Consider the following 21,155-nt stretch of genomic DNA (forward strand, 5'->3'; position numbering starts at 1 on the left):
TTTTAATTTATTATTATTAAAATCAAGAATTTTTGTTCTCATTAAGACTCTCAAAATTAGGATTAGTATCCTTTCGAATTTCAGCCATTACCGATGACAGGTGATGTTTGTCCTACCCTCTCTAACAGAAAAACTATCCCACGCAACACCATTTTAGAATAAAAAATTATTCAATAAATTCCTGAATACTATAAAAAGATGGTTTTTTTCCGATCGATCCCAGAGCACTATGAAGACACTGGGTTACCCCCCAAAGACACAGTGCCGACCACTACAAGCGGTTGCAACAAGAAGAATAATAAAACAATCAGGAGCACTACCATGTTTCACCTGATGAAAAAATATTTAATCAATATCTCCTGTGCCGTGCTACGTACCGCCATGCCCGCACACCCCAGTAAACTATTTTCTGTATCCAAAGCTTCATTCAAAAATCCCTACTTTTCTGAAACTGTTTTTTCCGTATCTGTCTTGTCCTTAAAAGGAGATCGCTATGTATCAGGCGCTTAAATTGCCTCTGGATCAATGTCACCGTTTCATTAATGCCGACGGCACTTTAAAGCACACCATTGATGAGCAGGAATTTCCTCTTCTACTGGAGTGCTACAAAGCCATGATGCAGATTCGTATTTTCGATAAAAAATGCGTCTCCCTTCAACGTACCGGTCGCTTTGGGACTTACCCCTCTGTATTGGGGATGGAAGCCATTGGCATTGGCGTAGGCAAGGCCATGGAAGAAGAAGACGTATTCGTTCCTTACTATCGCGATCAAGCCACTCAAATGCTGCGTGGTGTCAGCCTTTACGAGATTTTGATGTACTGGGGCGGCGATGAACGAGGCGCCGACTACCAAAATTGCCGACAAGATCTCCCAAACTGCGTTCCCATTGCCACGCAATGTACCCATGCCGCCGGGGTTGCCTCAAGCTTTAAAATTCGCAAAGAAAAACGCGTTGCCGTCTGTTCACTAGGCGACGGCGCCAGCTCCAAAGGCGATTTTATGGAGTCTCTAAACCTAGCCGGGACGTGGAAGCTCCCCATGGTGTTTGTCATTAACAATAACCAATGGGCAATCTCAGTACCTCGTCATTTACAGTCAGGCGCAGAACGCCTAGCCGATAAAGCCATCGGCGCCGGTATGCCCGGAGAGCAAGTCGATGGCAACGATGTGTATGCCGTGTATCGCGCCGTGAAACGAGCCGTTGATCGGGCTCGCGCTGGAAAAGGCCCCGCGCTAATTGAAGCCATTTCATATCGGTTATGCGATCACACCACCGCCGATGATGCCAGCCGCTATCGCGCAAACGAAGAACTTGAAAAAGCCTGGGAATTTGAACCTGTAAAACGCCTTCGCGCGCTCCTTGAAAACAAAGGGCTCTGGAATGAATCGCAAGAATTAGCTTGGGCCGAACACTGCCAAGCCAACACCGATAAAGCCGTGGAGTTGTTCTTAAACACCGAGGCTCAGCCACCACACGCTATGTTCGACCATCTTTATGCCGAGCTGCCTACCCAGCTAGAAGAACAATACGCAACCTTATTGGCCAGACACCATGCATAGCTCACCCCGTACCTCAGAAACTCGACAAAATTCTCAAATGCCTGCATCGGCCTTAGGCCGGGCGCTACGAACGCCATTACCGGAGCCTGTTATGAATGCACCGCTGAAAGAACTGCAACCCAACGCCAAAGTTCTGAAAGATCAAACACTCTTGGAGGCCGTGAATGCTGCACTCTTCACCGCCATGGGCAACGATGACGATGTAGTGCTGCTGGGTGAAGATGTGGGAATGAATGGCGGTGTTTTCCGAGCGACAGCTGGCCTACAAGAAGCTTTCGGTAACCATCGTGTTATGGATACTCCGCTCGCTGAAGCATTGATTGCGGGAGTGGCCGTTGGTATGTCGACTCAAGGGTTAAAGCCAGTTGCAGAGTTGCAATTTATGGGCTTCGTCTTTCCTGCCTTCGAACATATCGCCTGTCATGCGGCGCGCATGCGCAATCGCACTCGCGGTCGATTAAGTTGCCCCATTGTGTTTCGCGCCCCTTTCGGAGGCGGCATTCACGCCCCCGAACATCATTCAGAAAGCACCGAAGCCCTCTTCGCTCACTTACCCGGTATTCGAGTGGTCATCCCCAGTTCACCAAGACGCGCCTACGGATTATTACTCAGCGCCATAGAAAGTCCCGACCCGGTCTTGTTCCTTGAGCCCAAGCGCATTTATCGCTCCCTCAAATCGGACATTATTGATGACGGCCAAGGCTTACCCTTAGATACCTGTTTTACCTTAAAAGAAGGAAGCGACATCACTTTGGTCAGCTGGGGCGCGTTGGTGACCGAAACCTTAGATGCCGCCCATGAGTTAGAAGCTCATGGTATCAGCGCGGAAGTGATTGATCTCGGCACCATTAAACCCTTAGATGAAGCGACTATTTTAGCGTCAGTCATGAAAACTGGCCGTTGTGTTATCGCTCATGAAGCCTGCCACAGTTTTGGCGTGGGTGCTGAAATTGCCGCGATGCTGGCAGAAAAAGCGCTCTTTAATTTACGCGCACCCATTGCCCGAGTCACCGGGTACGACACCATAATGCCGTTACCCACCAACGAACATTACTACATGCCCCGCACCAACGACATCGTTGAAGCAGCCATTAATACACTGCAATACGAATAAATTGATCTCAATAAGAATTGAGAAATCGGACCGTTGACGAAGCTGGCGGTTATTTTTGGAGGGGCATCGCCGCAGGACGCGGCGACTAAGCTCCATGGATGGATTCATGCGGCCCCGGAAAACATAACATCTAGCTTCACCGCACTATCCCAACCGAATACGTTACAGAAAATAACAATTAAAAAAGCACGAAAGGAGCCATTGTGAAATATTTCAGATTGCCCGATTTAGGCGAAGGGCTGCAAGAAGCCGAAGTGGTGGAATGGCATGTAAAACCTGGTGACACCGTAAAAGTGGATCAAAAATTAGTGTCTGTGGAAACGGCCAAAGCCATTGTCGAAATCCCATCCCCCTGTGATGCCACCATCGCAGAAGTCTTTGGTAAAGAAGGGGATTTTTTACATGTGGGAGAACCACTCATCGAATTTGTGGATGACGGCAGCGATGCCGGCACCGTCGTTGGAAAAATAGAAGGCAATGCCGATAAAAAGCACCAACACACCGATGATTTCATTATTGGTGGTACTGGCAATATTAGTAACGCCAGCCCCGCGCCGCAAAGTTCACAAAGAGCCGCATTAAGAGACCCAAATGCCGGACGAAAATCCCCATCGGCAACGCCGGCGGTTAGAGCACTGGCTCAGCGACTCGAAGTAGACATCAACAGCGTACATGGCTCTGGCCCTAATGGGTTAATTACCGCCAAAGACATCGAATCTGCCCACGAATTAGATCGCAAACATGGCCCAGCTCAGTTACTGCGCGGTACACGTCGCACCATGGCAAAAACCATGGAGCTGGCCCACTCCGAAGTCGTGCCCGTAAGCTTGCACGATGATGCCAACATTCAACATTGGACAAGCAAAGACACCACGATTCGCATGTGCAGAGCCATCGCCCGCGCCTGTAAAAAAGAACCGAATCTCAACGCTTGGTACGACGGCAATGCAATGAGCTTAAGAACCATTTCTACCGTGGATATCGGTATTGCGGTGGACACTCCCGACGGATTATTCGTACCAGTCTTGCGCAATGTGGGGGAGCGCAGTGAAGACCATTTACGAGAAGGATTAAATTGCCTTCGTGAAGATGTAAAAAATCGAACCATCCCTGCCGAGGAAATGACGCATTCCACCATCAGCTTATCGAACTTCGGCACGATTGGGGGTCGATACGCCAATCCTATAGTGGTGCCCCCGGCGGTCGCCATCGTTGGCACCGGCGCTTTCTTCAACCAAGTCGTACTGAACGAAGAAGGGCACGCTGAAAATCACCGAATGCTGCCCCTTTCTCTCACCTTCGACCACCGCTGTATTACCGGTGGCGAAGCCAGTCGTTTTTTACAAGCGATTATTGATGATTTAAATTTGCCAGAATAACCCTTTCAATCAAAGCGAGAGGTTCTTCTCTCGCTCTTTCTCTTTTTAAACCGCTTTGTAAACTTTCTTAATTTTCACCTAGTTATCCGCCTGTTATGCCAGATGGTCCACATAGCAACCCAATATAAGCCGCTAGACACTAATTTACTCCACAGTTTAGACTATTGAATACCACCCATTCTTATCACAAGACAAGGTATTCGGGAGACTGACTTAATGATCAATAACAGTGGAATATGGATCGAATGCAAACCCGATGTAATGGTCGGAAAACCCTGTGTAAAAGGTACGAGAATTACCGTAGAAAGCATTTTAGAGATGCTTAGCTCAGGCATGACTTATGGCGAAATTATAAGCGACTTCCCCAGTCTTGATGAAATCAAAATTCGAGCCGCCATTGGATATGCAGCTCATCACCTATCAAAAGGGAATGCAGCTTAGTGCTTCTGATAGATGAAAATTTGTCATATAAATTAGCTGCAAGGCTAAATAATGATTTTCAAGATACCGTTGCCGTCGCCAGACTACCATCTTTAGGAGAAGGGGCGCCCGACACAGCAGTCTGGGAGTATGCTAAAGAACACGGCCTGACCCTGCTTACCAAAGATAAAGACTTTGTGGATTACTGGAAGCGTTTCGGCCCGCCTCCAAAAGTAATTCGCCTTGAGATTGGAAATTCCAGATTACAGGCCAGCGAGGCATTGGTAAGGAATAATAAGAATCTAATATTCCAGTTTATCAATACTCCTCAGCAGGGACTGTTATTTCTTAACGGAGGGTAGATTACATTTCACAGCCAGCACCTCAGCCCTCAATAGTATTTTTAAAATTTATCAATTAACATAAATCAACCTTTTATCAATAAGACAAAGACATCACCCTCTAAAGACCTAAGAAATTAATATGTATTTTCTGCCTACCAACACCAACCCTAATGGGAGTCCCCTCCCAGTAATAAATATCAGACACCATCTATGACAACCCCCAAAATCCGAGTTTTCTATAATTCAGCATGCCCCGTATGCGATGCAGGGATATCCGCTCAAAAAAAGAAAAGTACCGTTTGCGGAATCGAGTGGGAAGATGTTCATCTCGACAATGAAAAAGCCAAACACCTCAATGCCGATTTAGAATTCGTCCGTGAGCGATTGCATGTTATTGATACATATGGAAACCTAAGAGTGGGGTATGAAGCGTTTATTGCTATTTGGGAAAACTCACCACGGGAACAGTGGAAAGCAAAAATCTCTAAAATTCCCGGTTTACGATGGGTACTCAATAAAACCTACAATATTTTTGCCAAGTTACTGTACGTGTGGAACCGCACTCTTAAACATTGGTAATGAGTGTTGCCTTTAAATCAGGAGCTACGGAGGTATAACACATTGGCTATTTTAAGTGTATTCTTAATCTCTTCCTCTCGCCACACTCACAACAAACCCAACACACATTGTACTCAACACAATCAAACTTAAAATCACCCAAACCCTGGGTGTAAAGATATTGAGCCCAATTAACAAACCTGTGGAATTGAAAATGTAGGTCTGAAAAGCCCATAGTACTGACGTTAAAGTCGTAACTGCCGCCGCAATACTGATCAAACACACCAACAATATTTCAGCCTGCATAAACCCCAATATCTGCCAAGGGCGAGCCCCAATCATCCGTAATAAATGCATTTCCTGTCGGCGTTCACGAGCGCCTGCCACAATCATAGACATTAACCCAAGCAGCGAAGACACCAATACAATACCGGAGATGACTTTTAACACGATATCCACCGAACCCATCATTTGCCAAAACTTGGCCAACGTAATGCCCGGTAATATCGCCATTAAGGGGTCTTTTCGATACGCACCAACTTGTCGCTGTACTTTAAACGCAGCCAATTTCGATTTAAGCCCTACAAATACCGCCGTGACAGAAGGCTTAGCAGCCGTAGTGGTCGGCTGATAGGGTTTATTCTCAGCCGCATGTATGGCCTCTAAGCCCTCTAAGCTAACATGAATAGATTTATCAATTGGGGAGCCTGTGGCTGATAAGATTCCCACAATGGTAAACGGATGCTTATCGTGTTTTTGAAAACTGGTTTTCCCTGTACCATGGGAAAGAATAATTTCATCTCCAAGCTGATACTTCAATTGATGAGCCACTTGTGCCCCTAACACCACCTCCATGGTATTAGCAAAGGATTGCCCTTGTTGAAATTTTAGTGGTTCTTCTTCCCCCACTTTAAGCGCATCAAAATACGCCTCTGTGGTGCCAAGCACCGGATAACCTGCATGAGAATCCCCAAGAGCAATCGGTACAGCCCAGGCTACCTGCTTATGATTTTGAATGGCTTCGAAACTTCGCCATTGAATATTATTACTGGCATTTCCCATACGAAATACCGAGTACATTAATAAATTTAATTCACCTGTACGCGCACCTACAATCAGATCCACACCGGATATGGCTTTTTCCACACCCGATTGCATTTCTTGACGAACATGCTCCACAGACAACATGACAAAAACACTGACCGTTAGTGAAAAAATCGCCAAGGCAACCGAGCCTCGACGGTACAAAAGGCTTTGCCATGCAACTGAGAAAAACACTACGATGCCCCCATGACTTTATTTAATTCTGAAATATCTTGCACCGTTGAAAAGTATTGAGCCAAACTGCTGTCATGGCTCACCAAGACCAATGTCATACTTAATTCTTCCACTAGATTAAATAATACTTCGATAAAGCGTTGCTTATTTTGATCATCCAATGCCGACGTCGGCTCATCGGCAATAAAGATTTCTGGCTCGTTCACCATCGCGCGTAGTATGGCCGCACGCTGCTGTTGCCCTACGCTTAATTCAGATGCTTTTTTATCCACAAATTCATTCACACCCAACGCATGGCTTAAATGGTCAATACGCTCTAATAATACGTTGTCGTTCGTACCAGAAAAGTGCGCGGCCAAACGAGTATTGTCTCGAATACTGAGATAAGGAATAAGATTAAATTGCTGAAATACAACGCCAATGTGTTTTGCTCGAAACTGATCACGCTTTGACGACGACATTGATGAGAGTGATGTTCCCATCACCAACACCTCACCACGATCCGGCTCCCTCATGCCTGTTAACAGATTAAGTAACGTCGATTTACCAGCACCAGAGGCGCCATGCAGAAACACCTTCTCTTTTTTGGGCACTGCCCAAGAAGGAATATCCAAAATCAACGACTGTTGAGCCGCCACATTATTATCGGAGGAAGACCCACTTGTGGATGCTGAATAGGAAAAATGAATGTCTTTCAGTTCAATAACCGCTTGATTCTGATTCATAGAAGCGCAAACTACCCTCATTAGGACAAACTTTTCCATTATGGTATGTTATACCGTTACAGGAAAGAATTAAGATGAGTGTTGTTATGCCTTTTTATATTACAAGCGCTTTACAGATTAACGCTTCAAAAGACAGAAACAGAAAAAACCACCAGCGTCTATTATTTATGCTGTTAACGCTACTTAGCTTCTATTCAACAACTGTGCTTAGTGCAGAGACAAAGGCATCGAATCTCACACCAGAAGAGCTTGCCGCTGAAGCACCACAAGCACAAGCAGAACAACCCTTCGAAGAAATTGAATGGGAAGTACTCATTCCCGAAGACGATTTAAAAGCTTTACTGGCTCCGCCAGAGTATCTCGGAGGAATTGAAGATGGTTCGTCTGAAGACAGCCTAGAGAGTAATCTTCAAATATCGCCCAACTTGAATGACTCCCTAATGGACGATCAACTTACCGACTATGAAAAAGCGTTAGTGTCCACCAACGTTCGACCCGAGTTTCACAACCGTCGAGTAAAAATTCCCGGGTTTATCGTTCCTCTGGAATTTGATAAAAATAAACTCGTCACTCAGTTTTTTTTGGTTCCGTACTTCGGTGCTTGTTTGCATCAGCCACCTCCGCCACCAAATCAAATCATTTATGTGAAGTACGAAAAAGGCATTACCTTAAAGTCTTTGTACGAACCCTTTTGGCTCTTAGGTACATTGAAAACGCAAGTCGTGGAGAATGACACAGCCACTTCCGCCTATGCCATGAACATTCACGATGTGTTGCCCTATGAAGATTACTAGAATGATAAAAACCCTAGGATACCTGCTGACCTTGCTTGGATTTGCAAGCTATCAGACTGCAACAGCCTGTGAGTACCATGCCCTAGGCGGCTTTGGACTGCAAAACCACTTTGCAAGTCAACAGACTCTCACACAATCGGTGCGAATTGATGCCCCGTCCATGTTGAGTGTTTCGAGTGGTGAGGCAGTATCCGTATCTGCCGCGCTATCATCGCTATCACGTGGTGACACCATGAAGCTATCTCTCAAGCCTTCTTCAAAGGCGGTGAAAATTGAGGGTGATAATGAATTCACCATTAAAGACAGCAATCACAATGCCGAATTGAACTTCACTGTCAGCAAATCCGGCGCACACTACATCGTACTGACACTCACCAGTGAAAATACGGGTGATAAGAAAACTCAGTTTATTTACATTAGTGCGACAGATAAGGGCTAAGCGCTTTTTTTAGACTAGAAAATCAATTTCGCTTTATCCGGTGTCAGCTCGGCAGCTTCTTGACGTCCACCGTGTATCCACTGGGCATCCATTTCTTCAAGGCCAGCAAATCGAGCAAACAAAGACTCAAAACCTAATGCTTTTAGGTTGTTGATTTCTTTGCACGTCATTGAGTAATTAACAGTAATATCAAAGTGTGCGCTTTCCGAGGCATGGTTTTCTTCATGCTCATGCTCATGCTCATGCTCATGCTCATGCTCATGCTCATGCTCATGCTCATGCTCATGCTCATGCTCATGCTCATGCTCATCATGATTATCCTCTTGATATGATGAAGACAATAATCGCTCAGGAAAAACCACTTTGGTGTTGGTTGCCTCACAGGGAATATTGACCTCTACCCATTCAGGAAACTGGTGCAACGTTTTGTACATATCTTTCACATGACGCAATTGCTGCGGTGTGGTGGGGACGTGTTCAAAGCCCACGATATTATCCGCAGGCGACACCCACTCCATCGTAATCACACTACCCTCAACAGCAATGTTAACCTCTGCTTTACCATGCTCATGACTGCCCTCTTCGGCGTCAGATAACGCCCACTCAGATTCATGGTCATGGTCTTTACCCAATGAAGGGTTATCCAGTGAATGACTATCGCCATCGGGTGAATGACTCTCGAGTGAATCGTTATGCGCATTTTCAGGAGCATCATTGTGCGAGTAAGCATCCGTGCTGTGCAATCCCGCTACACTAGACAGCACACCTAACACAATTACCCCTATGGCCGATCCGAATTGAACTGCTCTACCACTCATTACTTTCTTCTTCATCATGTCATACCCGGTTTACGCGACTACCGGGCGAGCTAGGGAAAAATAACGATTACTTTGATGCCCCGCAATCAATAAAAGGCTACCCGCTGCCGTGAAAATGACCTCCTGTTCTTCAAACCACAACCCACCGAACACACTCAACAAACCTGAAATGGCCAACAAGCCGGGTAAATAATGCCTATGCTGTAAATACCCACTTGGAATACTCAGCAATACCAGTATCACCACAGGGATCACCAACAAAATATGTACCCATTCTGACGACAAAATACTGGAAATTATCCCGAGCCCTCCCAAAGCGATAACAAAGGGCGCTAGCAAGCAATGCAATAAACACAAACCAGAACACAGGGACGCAACGTGGTCTTTCAAAAGATACTCTCCGTTTTTGGGTTGCCTTCTACCAGCAGACCTGAATAAATCACAAAGCAAACGTTATAACATAACAAAAAATCATTCAATGAGTATCAAGCAAAAAACCATCTCCGACCCAATACAACATACTGCTGACTAAGCTCATTTAATTAGACCGATTCCCCCGCACACTCCACACGATTGCGTCCATTAAATTTGGCCCGATACATCGCCTTATCAGCAAGCCCCACTAACTTTTCAAAATTATCGGCCTGCTTTGTACAGGCAATACCAATACTCACTGTCAACACAATGCGATGCCCTTCATGTTCAAACTCTAATTGTTCTACCGACTGACGTAATCGCTCTGCCATCTCCGCTGCCGATGGCTGGTCAGTATTCGGTAACAAAACACTAAATTCTTCACCCCCAACCCGTGATAACACATCAATATTTTCTCGTATTCGATCACCGAGGAGTTTAGACAAAGCGATTAATGCACCATCCCCTACCGAGTGCCCAAATTGGTCATTGATACGCTTAAAATAATCCACATCCATTAGCAGTAATGATAAAGGCTCATGGTAACGGGCAGATCGCTGTAGTTCTTTGTGTGCAAACTCTGTAAAAGCGCGTCGATTCGGCAATCGTGTGAGGTAATCTGTTTTGGCTTGTTGCTCTAACTCTTCCGCTAACTTTTGTGTTTCTGCGATTTGCTGTTGAAGCTCTTTTGTACGTTCTTGCACCGTGTATTCAAGGTGCTGTTTTTGCTGTGCCAAAGCCATAATCGCATTATCACGATCGGTACGAATGGCATGTAATAGCAAGCAACTGGTCATAATGATGGCGCCGTAACTTTGCAAAGCAATAAACTCGGCCTCACTGAAGGTATCCAAAGAAAGTACGGTTAAGAACAAACAAGCAGTGATGACACCCATCAAACACACCATTACTGCCGCTGTATTTCGTCGCAGAGCCAACCAAATACACGCAGGCATGGACAACAACACCACAGGAAACTGGCTCAATGATTGAGCAAAGCCAGAAAATACCATCCCCCCCATTACCAACACCACACCAAGCATCACCAGAAACGGAGGCCAATAATCGGAACGAGCAGGAGACCAACTTTGAAACGAAGTCGCAGAAATTAACGCCGGGCAACACAAAATAATGCCCGTGATATCGGCGTTTATCCAACGAAAAAATAATTTCTGAGAAGTCGAAAAGGGTAAATCGTGAAAAAAAGACAATACGATATTGCCTAATAAGCTGGCCAAAACACTCTGAATAATAGCCGCGACAAACACCAACAGCATGATTGATCGCATATCAGAAATATTGTAACGAGACCCACCATAACGAAGGTAAACATGCCCGGCCATAATAACCGCAATAACATTCGCGAGGGTGAGGAAAGGAAAACTTAATTCATAACCCCCCATAAAAAAGAGGTGGTATAACTCCATGCCCAGAAAAGAAGGCACAATGGATACCGGCCCATAGCGGATAAACAACCATAATGTCGCCGCGCCTGCAGGCCAAATAACCGTAACATCTAGCGTATCAAACTCAATGGCATGAGAAATCATTACCATCATACCCACCAATGCCGTCGTCCAAAGCAACCACACCAAGTGCGATACAAACGACAATGATTGACTGGGAGATTCAAGCTTGCTGGCCACTTCCACTATGTGAGTCATATCAATAAAAATACTAAGAATAAAAAATGATTTAGGCGCATGAAACGACACTACGCTCTGTTTGCACTCAGTATAGAGTCCCCATTGCCAACAAATACTATTAATGAAGAAAAAACGAACGAAATTCAACGAGCGTAAAGTAGACGTCGAGATAATCAACGAAGGGGAAATACTGTCGCCGCAGTGCTGACGACAGTATGCAAAAGCAGTATTTATTCAACCATACCTATAGAGCTATGAGTATGGGAAGTTAGAACTAAAAGTTAGAACTATGAGTATGGAAAGTGACAACATTAAGGTTTAGCAAATACCTGATCCACCAACGCTTTTGCGCCCTCCTCCAATTGCTCTAAGTGCGCCTGCGACACAAAGCTTTCCAAATAAATTTTATAAATATCTTCCGTTCCTGAGGGTCGAGCCGCAAACCACCCAGTGGCCGTTTGTACTTTTAACCCACCAATCGCTGCACCATTACCCGGCGCGGTGGTTAACACCTTCTCAATCGGATCCCCAGCCAACTCCGATTGGCTTACATCCTGCTCACTCATTGAGCTTAACTTCTGCTTTTGCTCTAAACTTGCCGGAACGTCTATACGCTTATACAAAGGGTTACCAAACTTTTCGGTTAAAGCCTGATAATGCTGCGCTGGATCTTTACCGGTAACTGCTAAAATTTCGGCTGCCAATAACGCTAAGATAAACCCATCTTTATCTGTGCTCCAGACGGTGCCATCTCTGCGTAAAAACGACGCCCCCGCACTCTCTTCCCCCCCAAACGCCAACTCGCCATTGAATAACCCATCGACATACCATTTAAACCCGACCGGTACTTCACACAGGCTGCGCTCTGCCGCCGAAACAACACGATCAATCATGCCGCTAGACACCAAGGTTTTACCGAACGACAGATCTTTCGACCAACCTTGTCTGTGTTCAATAAGATAATGAATGGCCACAGCTAGGTAGGCGTTGGGGTTCATTAAGCCTGAACCTTGGCAAACAATACCGTGGCGGTCATAATCAGGATCATTGCCCACCGCGATATCAAACTCTTCTTGTAAAGCCAGTAAATTCGCCATCGCATAAGGAGACGAGCAATCCATTCGAATCTTTCCGTCTTTATCTAACGGCATAAATCGGAAGCTTGGGTCTACCACTTCATTCACCACGGTAATATCCAAACCATACCGTTCGGCGATCGGTTTCCAGAAATCAATACCAGAACCGCCCATTGGGTCCACGCCAATTTTAATGCCCGCTTTCGCAATTGCTTCCATATCGATGACGTTATCCAACTGACTAACGTAATGTTCGATATAGTCGAACGGCTCTATTTTGGAACCGGCTCCGCTCGATACAGACTCATCCAATACAGACTCACCTAATACAATGCCTGCTCGCTTGACGCCCTCTAAGCCATTGGATAAATATTGATTCGCTCTCTGGGCAATCCAATCCGTCGCGTCCTTATCGGCGGGCCCCCCCATAGGTGGATTATACTTAATCCCTCCGTCCTGAGGTGGATTGTGAGACGGTGTAATCACAATTCCATCGGCTTTTTCTGCTTCGCCGTGAGAGGCGTTATGGGTCAAAATCGCATGGGATATCACAGGCGTTGGGGTATACCCACCACCTTTTTGAATGCGCGCCGTAATCCCATTTGCCACCAACACTTCCAGCACAGATAGGAAAGCGGGCTCAGACAACGCATGGGTATCTTTCCCGACGTAAACTGGCCCGAATATATGGTGCTCCTGCCGATAATCCACAATCGCCTGCGTAATGCACACAATGTGATTTTCATTAAAGGTCGTGGCCAAAGCGCTGCCCCGATGACCAGAAGTACCAAAGGAAACTTTTTGCTCAGGATAAATACCCAAGTCGGGTTGCTGACGATAATACGCAGCCACTAATGCTGGAATATTCGTAAGGCAAGATCGAGGAGCGGACTTTCCCGCAAGAGCATGCAATGTCATGGTTTTCTATCCTAGTTGTTTTCGTTCCAAATGAATTTCAACTCTACATTTACGGAGAATATTGTACAGAAGCAAATATTGCGTCACGCAGACTCAAAATAGTAGAAAAAAGCTCATTTGCACCTAAAAAGCTGATGATTTTGTGGCCTAGGCCGCCAACTTAATTGAGACATTGTGCCATTTTTTAACCACATCTTTTGAAATTTGCAAACACTCAAATAACGCTAACGACGCTGTCAGCCATATTTAACACCAACTTTAACAACAACGGCTTTCCTCGTGTTTGCTGACAGGAAAACTTCCAATATTCAGAAAAGCTCCCGCCTAAAAAGCTGACCATATCGACACGTTTTGTTCACAGAGAAAACTCTCTATATAATGCGCGGCCTCTTAACCCACAGTCATCGAAAAGTTCTGTTGCTGGCAACCTTGAAGCGGTAATCTCATTCCACTCACAATGCACAACACACTTGTTCGATACCTATTTCCTGCGAGGAACACGCCATGTCGGTGAAAGTTGCAATTATTATGGGCTCAAAAAGCGATTGGCCCACCATGCAATCGGCCAGTGAGATTCTCACTGAACTCGGTGTCAGCCATCACGTGGAAGTGGTTTCCGCCCATCGTACTCCAGACAAAATGTTTCATTTTGCCGAGTCTGCTGCCAATGCAGGCTTCGAGATCATTATTGCAGGAGCCGGCGGTGCTGCACACTTACCGGGCATGATCGCAGCAAAGACCCGCTTGCCGGTGCTTGGGGTACCGATTCAAAGCCAAGCTCTAAATGGTCAGGACAGCCTACTGTCCATCGTTCAAATGCCCAAAGGCGTGTCCGTTGGCACACTCGCTATTGGCACCGCCGGGGCCTTCAACGCCGGTTTATTAGCGGCACAAATTTTGGCTAACCATGACACATCGCTGGCGGCCAAAATCGACGCATTTCGACAACAACAGACTCAGGTGGTATTAGAAAACCCTGATCCTCGCTAAATTGACGATAAAAAAGCCGCTATTTCGCCAGGAACCTAGGAATTCCCTTAAACGCTCTGAATTTATCAAACCTTGGTGAGTAAACGTTTAAGAGACATTTTTTATAGAAACCTGGCTCAATACGACAACCAAGAAACAACGCATTAGAAAAACTCATCAGAGAAAAACTATGTCTACTATTTGGGTGTTAGGTAATGGCCAGCTTGGTGCTATGCTGCAACAATCTGCCATACCACTGGGAATATCAGTAAAACCCGTCGATATTCATTCCGATACATTACCTCTGCTGGCGCCAAACGATTTGGTCACAGCCGAACGTGAACAATGGCCAGAAACCCCTATCACAGCAACCCTTTCGCAGCATCCTAATTTTATTAATGGTAGTGTATTTGGCCGTCTTGCCGATCGATTAAGCCAAAAGCAGCTACTCGACCAGTTGCATTTATCGACCGCGCCTTGGCAGCCGGTTACCGATGAAGCATCGGCTGAACAACTGCTCAATACATTAGGAGAGAAAGTCTTACTCAAACGCCGAACAGGCGGATACGACGGGCGTGGTCAGCACTGGTTAAAACTCGGTGACAACCCCCATATTCCCAATGGGTGGGAGAACGAAGCCATCGCCGAGCAAGCCATCAACTTTGATGACGAAGTATCTCTGGTGGGGGTTCGCACCCGTGAGGGAGAGCTTTTCTTCTATCCCATTACCTGGAATTTACACGTCGATGGCATCTTAATGGCATCGGTTGCACAACCTAAATTTCTCTCACAAGACACCATTAAAGCCTTACAGACACAAGCCGAATCCATGCTGACTCAGATATTAGTGGCACTGGATTATGTAGGTGTTATGGCGATGGAGACCTTCCGGCTTGGAGATCAACTCATGATCAACGAGCTTGCACCGAGAGTCCACAACAGCGGCCATTGGACCCAAGCCGGCGCCAGTTATAGCCAGTTTGAAGCGCATATACGCGCAACAGCAGGTTTGCCACTTGCCCCCATTACCTTGAAAGGGGATGCGGTGATGATCAATTTGATAGGAACCGAATTTACACCAGGTTGGCTATCCGTGCCGGGGGCAGAAGTATATTGGTATCAAAAGGGTGTTCGAGCAGGCCGAAAAGTAGGACACATAAACTTCTGTTCATTCAATCAAGATGCATTAGTTGAACAATTGAAGGGGCTAAAACCCACTCTGCCAGAGGCCTATCGCAGAGTCATTGACTGGACATGCCAGCAATTACAGGTTCGCTGACGTACCTGCATTCGAGCTGATAGAGATCTGAGTCGTCTCATTATTGACCGCCGCATTGCATTTACCACAAAAAATGGTATAAATGATCATATGCAACAAGGAGACGCCTCTCATGTCCACAGCTCCCGCCAACTCGATTACCAGCAACCCCATTGAAAGCGCCGATGTTCTGGCAAAAGCCACCCTAAGAGCAGCCAAGTCTTTAGGGTTATCTCAAGAAGAATTAAGTACCGTTATTGGTCGCGACCGCTCCAGCATACATCGTGGCCTACAACCAACAAGCAAGCCCGGTGAGCTTGCCCTGTTATTAATTCGTTGTTATCGATCACTGTATGTTTTAGTGGGGGGCAATGATGACAATATGAAGCATTGGTTTACCACTTCAAACCACCACCTCAACGGTGTTCCTAAGGAGTTAGTAACCAATGTTCAGGGGCTCAGCCGAGTAACTGAATATTTGGACGCCATACGTGGAAAAATCTAGCAAAGACTGGAAAACCCGAATTACCCAACCCTTTCACCAAACCATCTCAGGTCAGTTTTGGCGAATTGTTGAAAGCCAAGAACAGGTAGCCACACAAAGTTTAGTGGACTCATTAGAAGAGCAATCCCTGTTTGAAGAGTTACTGGAAGCCAGTAAGCCAAAGCAAGAGGCGTCATCGCATCAAAACGACAAGCTTCAAGATAATAATCTCCACAACAACATTCTTAACAGCAATACTCTTAACAACAGTACTCTTAATAATAGTACTCTTAACAATAACAATGTTAACACTAACAATGTTAACACTAACAATGGATGGCATTACCTGCTAACCACACCGTTCCGATATCCACCCTTACTATGGGGTTCGCGCTTTGGCCGCCGCTTTGAACCCAGCTTGCTCTATGGCTCGAAAAGTATACAAACGTTGCTAGCAGAGTGTGCGTATTATCGATTCATTTTTTGGCATGGTATGGAAACACCACCCCCAACCGGTAAGCTCAACAGCCAACACCTCATTTTTTCCGCTACTTACCGCAGTGAAAAAGGCGCCCAATTACAACGCTCCCCATTTAATGCCTATGAAGAAGAGTTACTGCACCACTCAAATTATGAGAGCTGCCAAGAGCTTGGGTCATGGATGCGAGAACTAGGAATAGAAGCGTTTGAATACACTTCAGCACGCTGCCAAGCGAAAGGAACCAACGTCGCTTTATTCACGAAAGAGGCGCTGACCTGCCAGCAGCCCCTTGAACAACAACCTTGGTTGTGTGAGCTAACCAAAGATAGAGTCACGTTCAGCGGTACCTATTACCGCTCACCGCTCAACGATGGGATAGGGTATTTAGCGGATTCAAACTCTCTGATAACCTTTGATGCCGAGGTGTTTTTGTGCGATGGAAAACTTCCCAGCCCCGCCTAAACGAATTCAAACGAAAATGTTTTTCTTCGTTTAGGCATTGTCTTCACTGATACACCGTTAACATCACACTTTCAACACCAGATAGCGCAACTTGAAACACAGCAACCAACATCAACGCACTTTAATAAAATGATGCTCACGGCTTTCTTGACGAGCCTTTTCCTCTGCACAGAGTTCAGCTGTCGGGCGAATCAACAATCGCCTAAGACCTATCGGCTCACCACTGACTTTACAGTAGCCATAATCACCATCATCAATATTATTGAGCGTCTTAATTACCTTTCGTTTAAGTTTAGTAATTCTATCCGCCATACGTAATCGATTTCGGTTGTCTTCTTCTGAGAGGGCCTGATCTAGCTCATCGGCCTGGCGCTCAGGCTCCCCAATAAACACTCGAATATTTTCCAACTGCTCGTTGAGCTCTTCCATATTGCGATTAAGGAGATGTCTGAAAAATTCCAGCTGCTCCTCGTTCATATACTCTTCATCCGGCATCGATAACAATTGCTCTTCGGTCAGCATAATATCTATCCTTCTTTAAAATGACGGAGCATTAGTAACCGCTTCGTGTTTCGGTATTATGACGCTTTTCATTATCTCTGCAGAGAACACTGCTAAATGCGTGTTAAACACAAACATAATCAAAAAGCCAAGGCTTACTCAAAAAAAATTGAATACCTTAGGTTATAGAACACAACTCTCCCCATGCCTATTTTTGTCGGCGGGTGAGAGTTTCGCTATACTGCATCAATTGTTAAATTGAATACTTTGTGTGTCAGTTAACCAATATCTATATACTTAAATAAGCCCTAAGCGAACAGATATTAGCCGCTATGATCAACCCATAACAATATGATCAATACACGCATTTCGACTCACAAATAGAACTTCCACATAGTAATAGAAAAGTATACTGCTTTTGATTACGCTGCCTGTCAAACCTCTTAAAATCAAACGTTTTAAAAATAGAGGGCAAACAGCCTGTCTAAAAAACACCCTAAGGAATTCACCTTGACGTTATTTCGACCATGCATTGACTTACACAACGGTAAAGTAAAACAAATTGTCGGGGGCAGCTTGACCGACAACGGCGCCACAACAAACTTCGTCAGCCATCACGACGCGGCCTATTACGCAGAAGTTTATCGAGCAAATCAATTAAAAGGTGGGCATGTTATTGCACTTGGTCCTGGCAATGAAACGGAAGCACTCAATGCACTCCGTGCTTGGCCAAATAATTTGCAGTATGGCGGCGGCGTCAACGATCAAAATGCAGAGTTATATCTTAAAGCAGGCGCGAGCCACGTTATTGTGACTTCGTATTTATTTGAGAACGAGCAATTTTCTTGGGATAGGCTTAATACCATTCAATCCATTACCGGGCGCGAACACCTCATATTGGATTTAAGCTGTCGTCGCACTCACGATGGCTGGCATATCGCCACTAATCGTTGGCAAACCGTTACCAGCTTGCCCGTAAATGGAGAAACACTGTCTGAATTAAGTGAGCACTGTGATGAATTTTTAATCCACTCTGCGGATGTCGAAGGTCTTCAGCAGGGCATTGATCATGATCTTGTTCAATTATTGGGGGAGTTCGCCACCATTCCCGTTACTTATGCTGGCGGCGCACGCTCACTGGATGACTTACAATCTGTCTCCCAACTTTCCGATGGCAAAGTGGATCTCACTATTGGTAGTGCGCTGGATATCTTTGGAGGAAAAGGTATCACCTTAGCAGAATGTGTTGAATGGAATAATAATCAAAAGAAAAGGACTCTTTAAAAAAGGACCCTTTAAAAAAGAGAGGCGTTACCATTCATATCCAATGCCGATACTGACTTTTCGATCGCTTTCTTTTGTGCCTTCAGGCGGTAAATTATCGTAATCGTATTCCAACTGAAAGTCGGAGTGCATACCACCACCAATGGGAATACTGATCCCCGTGCGGGTCTCCACTTCCCAATCTTCACTCTCTTCTAATGAATACAATAAAATGTGCTCATGGGTAAAGCGCGTAGAAAACGGCAATAGATAGTCGAAGTTTAATGACCAGCTGAGGGAAGTAAATTCACGATCCAAGGGGTCTTGATCCGGATCAACATTGCCATCCTCACCCACAAAATCATCGAATTGTTCCAAGACATGGCTTAAACCTGCCTCTATCGATAGGGATGAGGCCGCATTTTGCCAAAACTGATATCCCATTCCCAGAGAAGCACTATATCGATAGTCAATATTACTTTGCTCATCAGAATCGACGCCCAAATCGCCTACCAAGAACCATTGAGGTTGGTAAAACCAACTAAGGGCATAATCCACTTCATATTTTTGCTGAACTGAAATGTCGTTGGCCGATTCGCTTTCATAACGCAACTCGGGTTTATGCCGAAAGTCTCCTCGACGCCACTCTTGACCTGAGTACACCACCCAATCCGAACGCACCTCATTCCCTTTTGAATCAGCCCCTGCAACCGATACCTTTCCCCGATAAAAATCTGTGTATTCATTATGATTTTCATAAGGTGCCACATTTGCCATAGTTAATAATGGCACACGACTAAACCCTTTGCGGTTTTCCTCACAGCGATAAATCACGCGCTCCGATGTAGCTTCCAATATACGACAGGCCGAATCGTACCCGGTTACTTTAAACTTACGAGCAGTAGAAAAACGACCAATGTGTACTTTATCAATTGAAAGCTCACCAAGCGTTGGTGAACGCCAAATGATCACATCTTTTTTAATTACCTCTAACTCACCCGATAAGCGATCACCATTCGTGAGCAATAACTCACCCGCAAAAACATAAGGGGCAATACTGCCTAATCCCAATGACGAAACACCCAATAACAAAAGGCCCCATAATGACCAACGATAACCGTCGTACCGCAACACACTCATTAAATTCAAAACAACCCGCTACCTAAACTCAACTCACTCAATTCAAAACAACCCGCTATCTAAATTCAACTCACTCAATTCAAAACGACTCTCTACGGGATATCAGTGGGCAGTTTATCGAATCTATCGTCGTGTTTTAACCCAATATTTTGATCAGATAACAGAACGACCACAAGGTTCACTGCCATAAGCAGGCTCTGCTCTCAATACTTATCAACTTACAGCTCATCAGAGTATTGAACTGCATAGCAAACTTAATTTAGGCCAGATGATCGAATAAAACGTACAATAGCTACCCCAAAAAACAAAAGAGCGGTATAAATAGACACCGGCTCCAAAATAGATGATTTACCAAACTAGGCTCAGAAAACCATGTCTAACCCTCTTCCTCATTCTTCAAATCAAGCCCACCATACGAATTTTCTTCCATCTCAAGTTGAGCAACTTGGCTACGCAGGACTACTCCCCTTTATCGTAGGGGCGATTGCACCATGGATTGCACCCGATTTGGAAAAGCTGATGATAACTGGCTTCAGGGCTTACAGTACGGCTATTCTGTCATTCTTAGCAGGAAGCTTATGGTATCAAGGATTGGAAGCACATCGCGCCTCTTCAACACAGGACGAAAGCGATACCTCATCAACTAACCAGTCACCTCTATCCACCGTATCCGCAAGCGCTCACACTACTATGGCTATTGTCTTTTCACTGTGGGCATGGGTCAGCTTTCTGTTACCTCAAAATATTGGTATCGCCTTAGCCGCTCTAGGCTTTATTGTCCTCTTCTATTGGGAAACGCACTGCTCACATTACAAATATCCACTCTATATTGCTATGAGACAAAAACTGACATGGATTGTTGCCGCTTCACATTTATTCTGTTGGTTTAATAGTATTCATACTATTTAAGAAGAAGCGACGACACTCACTTAGAAATCAAAAACAATTGAAAATTGCATTTAGGAAGGAAAAACACTAAAGGGCACCTCTAAAAATAGCCCAACTTTGATATAATCTCACTGTTCAAAAATTTCAAGAGTTTCCTTCTATGTCTCAGCCCGGCTTTTTTGATTTAGATGACAGGTATCGCAAGTTAGATGAAAAAGATCCATT

General features: G+C 45.2%; 23 protein-coding genes. 15 read left to right on the plus strand and 8 right to left on the minus strand.

All coding sequences use genetic code 11. From position 1 onward, the window contains the following. Positions 1 to 321 precede the first annotated feature (321 nt). From LU351_RS15255 to LU351_RS15285, 7 genes are all read left to right on the plus strand, one after another. The gene (locus LU351_RS15255; RefSeq protein ID WP_232594952.1) at positions 322 to 510 is read left to right on the plus strand and encodes a hypothetical protein; all 189 of its coding nucleotides are present in this window, start codon (positions 322 to 324) and stop codon (positions 508 to 510) included. Further along, positions 494 to 1,561, plus strand: a complete 1,068-nt coding sequence (pdhA, locus tag LU351_RS15260) for a pyruvate dehydrogenase (acetyl-transferring) E1 component subunit alpha (RefSeq protein WP_232594953.1) — start codon at positions 494 to 496, stop codon at positions 1,559 to 1,561. The genes LU351_RS15255 and pdhA overlap by 17 nt, the downstream gene beginning before the upstream one ends. Beyond that, on the plus strand, positions 1,554 to 2,675 hold the full coding sequence (locus LU351_RS15265; RefSeq protein WP_232594954.1) for an alpha-ketoacid dehydrogenase subunit beta: 1,122 nt from the start codon (positions 1,554 to 1,556) through the stop codon (positions 2,673 to 2,675). The genes pdhA and LU351_RS15265 overlap by 8 nt, the downstream gene beginning before the upstream one ends. Positions 2,676 to 2,878: 203 nt before the next feature. Beyond that, on the plus strand, positions 2,879 to 4,054 hold the full coding sequence (locus tag LU351_RS15270) for a dihydrolipoamide acetyltransferase family protein (protein WP_232594955.1): 1,176 nt from the start codon (positions 2,879 to 2,881) through the stop codon (positions 4,052 to 4,054). A gap of 216 nt (positions 4,055 to 4,270) precedes the next feature. After that, positions 4,271 to 4,495, plus strand: coding sequence for a DUF433 domain-containing protein (locus LU351_RS15275; RefSeq protein ID WP_232594956.1), 225 nt, complete (start codon positions 4,271 to 4,273; stop codon positions 4,493 to 4,495). Beyond that, positions 4,495 to 4,836, plus strand: a complete 342-nt coding sequence (locus LU351_RS15280; protein ID WP_232594957.1) for a DUF5615 family PIN-like protein — start codon at positions 4,495 to 4,497, stop codon at positions 4,834 to 4,836. Before LU351_RS15275 ends, LU351_RS15280 begins: the two co-directional genes overlap by 1 nt. Before the next feature lie 192 nt (positions 4,837 to 5,028). Continuing rightward, the gene (locus LU351_RS15285; protein ID WP_232594958.1) at positions 5,029 to 5,397 is read left to right on the plus strand and encodes a thiol-disulfide oxidoreductase DCC family protein; all 369 of its coding nucleotides are present in this window, start codon (positions 5,029 to 5,031) and stop codon (positions 5,395 to 5,397) included. Between the two features lie 63 nt (positions 5,398 to 5,460). Here LU351_RS15285 and LU351_RS15290 read toward each other — a convergent pair whose 3' ends face one another. After that, entirely contained in the window at positions 5,461 to 6,654 is a 1,194-nt protein-coding gene (locus LU351_RS15290; protein WP_232594959.1) for an ABC transporter permease, read from the minus strand. Then, positions 6,654 to 7,379: an ATP-binding cassette domain-containing protein gene (locus LU351_RS15295; RefSeq protein WP_232594960.1), complete on the minus strand. Its 726-nt coding sequence runs from the start codon at positions 7,377 to 7,379 to the stop codon at positions 6,654 to 6,656. Before LU351_RS15295 ends, LU351_RS15290 begins: the two co-directional genes overlap by 1 nt. An 86-nt stretch (positions 7,380 to 7,465) precedes the next feature. Here LU351_RS15295 and LU351_RS15300 point away from each other — a divergent pair, with 86 nt between their 5' ends. Both LU351_RS15300 and LU351_RS15305 read left to right on the plus strand, forming a co-directional pair. After that, complete coding sequence (locus LU351_RS15300) at positions 7,466 to 8,173, plus strand: DUF3299 domain-containing protein (RefSeq protein WP_232594961.1); 708 nt, start codon at positions 7,466 to 7,468, stop codon at positions 8,171 to 8,173. Position 8,174: 1 nt separating this feature from the next. Further along, complete coding sequence (locus tag LU351_RS15305; RefSeq protein WP_232594962.1) at positions 8,175 to 8,612, plus strand: hypothetical protein; 438 nt, start codon at positions 8,175 to 8,177, stop codon at positions 8,610 to 8,612. 14 nt (positions 8,613 to 8,626) lie between these two features. Here LU351_RS15305 and LU351_RS15310 read toward each other — a convergent pair whose 3' ends face one another. From LU351_RS15310 to pgm, 4 genes are all read right to left on the minus strand, one after another. After that, positions 8,627 to 9,448 (minus strand): ZrgA family zinc uptake protein, encoded by an 822-nt coding sequence (locus LU351_RS15310; RefSeq protein WP_232594963.1) that lies wholly within the window; start codon positions 9,446 to 9,448, stop codon positions 8,627 to 8,629. A gap of 12 nt (positions 9,449 to 9,460) precedes the next feature. Beyond that, on the minus strand, positions 9,461 to 9,820 hold the full coding sequence (locus LU351_RS15315) for a MerC domain-containing protein (protein ID WP_232594964.1): 360 nt from the start codon (positions 9,818 to 9,820) through the stop codon (positions 9,461 to 9,463). Positions 9,821 to 9,972: 152 nt separating this feature from the next. Next, the gene (locus LU351_RS15320) at positions 9,973 to 11,508 is read right to left on the minus strand and encodes a GGDEF domain-containing protein (RefSeq protein WP_232594965.1); all 1,536 of its coding nucleotides are present in this window, start codon (positions 11,506 to 11,508) and stop codon (positions 9,973 to 9,975) included. 293 nt (positions 11,509 to 11,801) lie between these two features. Further along, positions 11,802 to 13,484: a phosphoglucomutase (alpha-D-glucose-1,6-bisphosphate-dependent) gene (pgm, locus tag LU351_RS15325; protein WP_232594966.1), complete on the minus strand. Its 1,683-nt coding sequence runs from the start codon at positions 13,482 to 13,484 to the stop codon at positions 11,802 to 11,804. Positions 13,485 to 13,988: 504 nt separating this feature from the next. Between pgm and purE the strand changes: the two genes are divergently transcribed. The 4 genes from purE (at position 13,989) to LU351_RS15345 (ending at position 17,138) form a co-directional block, all read left to right on the plus strand. Next, the gene (gene purE, locus LU351_RS15330) at positions 13,989 to 14,474 is read left to right on the plus strand and encodes a 5-(carboxyamino)imidazole ribonucleotide mutase (protein WP_232594967.1); all 486 of its coding nucleotides are present in this window, start codon (positions 13,989 to 13,991) and stop codon (positions 14,472 to 14,474) included. A gap of 169 nt (positions 14,475 to 14,643) precedes the next feature. Beyond that, positions 14,644 to 15,732: a 5-(carboxyamino)imidazole ribonucleotide synthase gene (purK, locus tag LU351_RS15335; protein ID WP_232594968.1), complete on the plus strand. Its 1,089-nt coding sequence runs from the start codon at positions 14,644 to 14,646 to the stop codon at positions 15,730 to 15,732. A 112-nt stretch (positions 15,733 to 15,844) separates the two neighbouring features. After that, positions 15,845 to 16,216, plus strand: coding sequence for an MbcA/ParS/Xre antitoxin family protein (locus LU351_RS15340; RefSeq protein ID WP_232594969.1), 372 nt, complete (start codon positions 15,845 to 15,847; stop codon positions 16,214 to 16,216). Then, positions 16,203 to 17,138, plus strand: a complete 936-nt coding sequence (locus LU351_RS15345) for an RES family NAD+ phosphorylase (protein WP_232594970.1) — start codon at positions 16,203 to 16,205, stop codon at positions 17,136 to 17,138. The genes LU351_RS15340 and LU351_RS15345 overlap by 14 nt, the downstream gene beginning before the upstream one ends. A 111-nt stretch (positions 17,139 to 17,249) precedes the next feature. Here LU351_RS15345 and LU351_RS15350 read toward each other — a convergent pair whose 3' ends face one another. Continuing rightward, the gene (locus tag LU351_RS15350; RefSeq protein WP_232594971.1) at positions 17,250 to 17,660 is read right to left on the minus strand and encodes a TraR/DksA family transcriptional regulator; all 411 of its coding nucleotides are present in this window, start codon (positions 17,658 to 17,660) and stop codon (positions 17,250 to 17,252) included. A gap of 489 nt (positions 17,661 to 18,149) precedes the next feature. Here LU351_RS15350 and hisA point away from each other — a divergent pair, with 489 nt between their 5' ends. Then, positions 18,150 to 18,923 (plus strand): phosphoribosylformimino-5-aminoimidazole carboxamide ribotide isomerase, encoded by a 774-nt coding sequence (gene hisA, locus LU351_RS15355; protein WP_232594972.1) that lies wholly within the window; start codon positions 18,150 to 18,152, stop codon positions 18,921 to 18,923. A 27-nt stretch (positions 18,924 to 18,950) separates the two neighbouring features. On the opposite strand, the gene LU351_RS15360 is transcribed toward hisA, so the two are convergent. Continuing rightward, positions 18,951 to 20,042 (minus strand): DUF481 domain-containing protein, encoded by a 1,092-nt coding sequence (locus LU351_RS15360; RefSeq protein ID WP_232594975.1) that lies wholly within the window; start codon positions 20,040 to 20,042, stop codon positions 18,951 to 18,953. 372 nt (positions 20,043 to 20,414) lie between these two features. Here LU351_RS15360 and LU351_RS15365 point away from each other — a divergent pair, with 372 nt between their 5' ends. Then, complete coding sequence (locus LU351_RS15365) at positions 20,415 to 20,951, plus strand: DUF3429 domain-containing protein (protein ID WP_232594973.1); 537 nt, start codon at positions 20,415 to 20,417, stop codon at positions 20,949 to 20,951. Positions 20,952 to 21,155: the final 204 nt, after the last annotated feature.

It is taken from the genome of Marinibactrum halimedae, from assembly GCF_021234875.1.
Taxonomy (GTDB): domain Bacteria; phylum Pseudomonadota; class Gammaproteobacteria; order Pseudomonadales; family Cellvibrionaceae; genus Marinibactrum; species Marinibactrum halimedae.

Bases quoted from the DNA above. Each gene is read 5' to 3' on its own strand.
- LU351_RS15310 (WP_232594963.1), bottom strand. From the start codon at position 9,448: ATGATGAAGAAGAAAGTAATGAGTGGTAGAGCAGTTCAATTCGGATCG.
- pgm (WP_232594966.1), bottom strand. From the start codon at position 13,484: ATGACATTGCATGCTCTTGCGGGAAAGTCCGCTCCTCGATCTTGCCTT.
- purK (WP_232594968.1), top strand. From the start codon at position 14,644: ATGTCTACTATTTGGGTGTTAGGTAATGGCCAGCTTGGTGCTATGCTG.
- LU351_RS15255 (WP_232594952.1), top strand. From the start codon at position 322: ATGTTTCACCTGATGAAAAAATATTTAATCAATATCTCCTGTGCCGTG.
- LU351_RS15305 (WP_232594962.1), top strand. From the start codon at position 8,175: ATGATAAAAACCCTAGGATACCTGCTGACCTTGCTTGGATTTGCAAGC.
- LU351_RS15275 (WP_232594956.1), top strand. From the start codon at position 4,271: ATGATCAATAACAGTGGAATATGGATCGAATGCAAACCCGATGTAATG.
- LU351_RS15350 (WP_232594971.1), bottom strand. From the start codon at position 17,660: ATGCTGACCGAAGAGCAATTGTTATCGATGCCGGATGAAGAGTATATG.
- LU351_RS15320 (WP_232594965.1), bottom strand. From the start codon at position 11,508: ATGACTCACATAGTGGAAGTGGCCAGCAAGCTTGAATCTCCCAGTCAA.
- purE (WP_232594967.1), top strand. From the start codon at position 13,989: ATGTCGGTGAAAGTTGCAATTATTATGGGCTCAAAAAGCGATTGGCCC.
- LU351_RS15285 (WP_232594958.1), top strand. From the start codon at position 5,029: ATGACAACCCCCAAAATCCGAGTTTTCTATAATTCAGCATGCCCCGTA.
- LU351_RS15295 (WP_232594960.1), bottom strand. From the start codon at position 7,379: ATGAATCAGAATCAAGCGGTTATTGAACTGAAAGACATTCATTTTTCC.
- LU351_RS15360 (WP_232594975.1), bottom strand. From the start codon at position 20,042: ATGAGTGTGTTGCGGTACGACGGTTATCGTTGGTCATTATGGGGCCTT.
- LU351_RS15365 (WP_232594973.1), top strand. From the start codon at position 20,415: ATGTCTAACCCTCTTCCTCATTCTTCAAATCAAGCCCACCATACGAAT.
- pdhA (WP_232594953.1), top strand. From the start codon at position 494: ATGTATCAGGCGCTTAAATTGCCTCTGGATCAATGTCACCGTTTCATT.
- LU351_RS15340 (WP_232594969.1), top strand. From the start codon at position 15,845: ATGTCCACAGCTCCCGCCAACTCGATTACCAGCAACCCCATTGAAAGC.
- LU351_RS15300 (WP_232594961.1), top strand. From the start codon at position 7,466: ATGCCTTTTTATATTACAAGCGCTTTACAGATTAACGCTTCAAAAGAC.
- LU351_RS15265 (WP_232594954.1), top strand. From the start codon at position 1,554: ATGCATAGCTCACCCCGTACCTCAGAAACTCGACAAAATTCTCAAATG.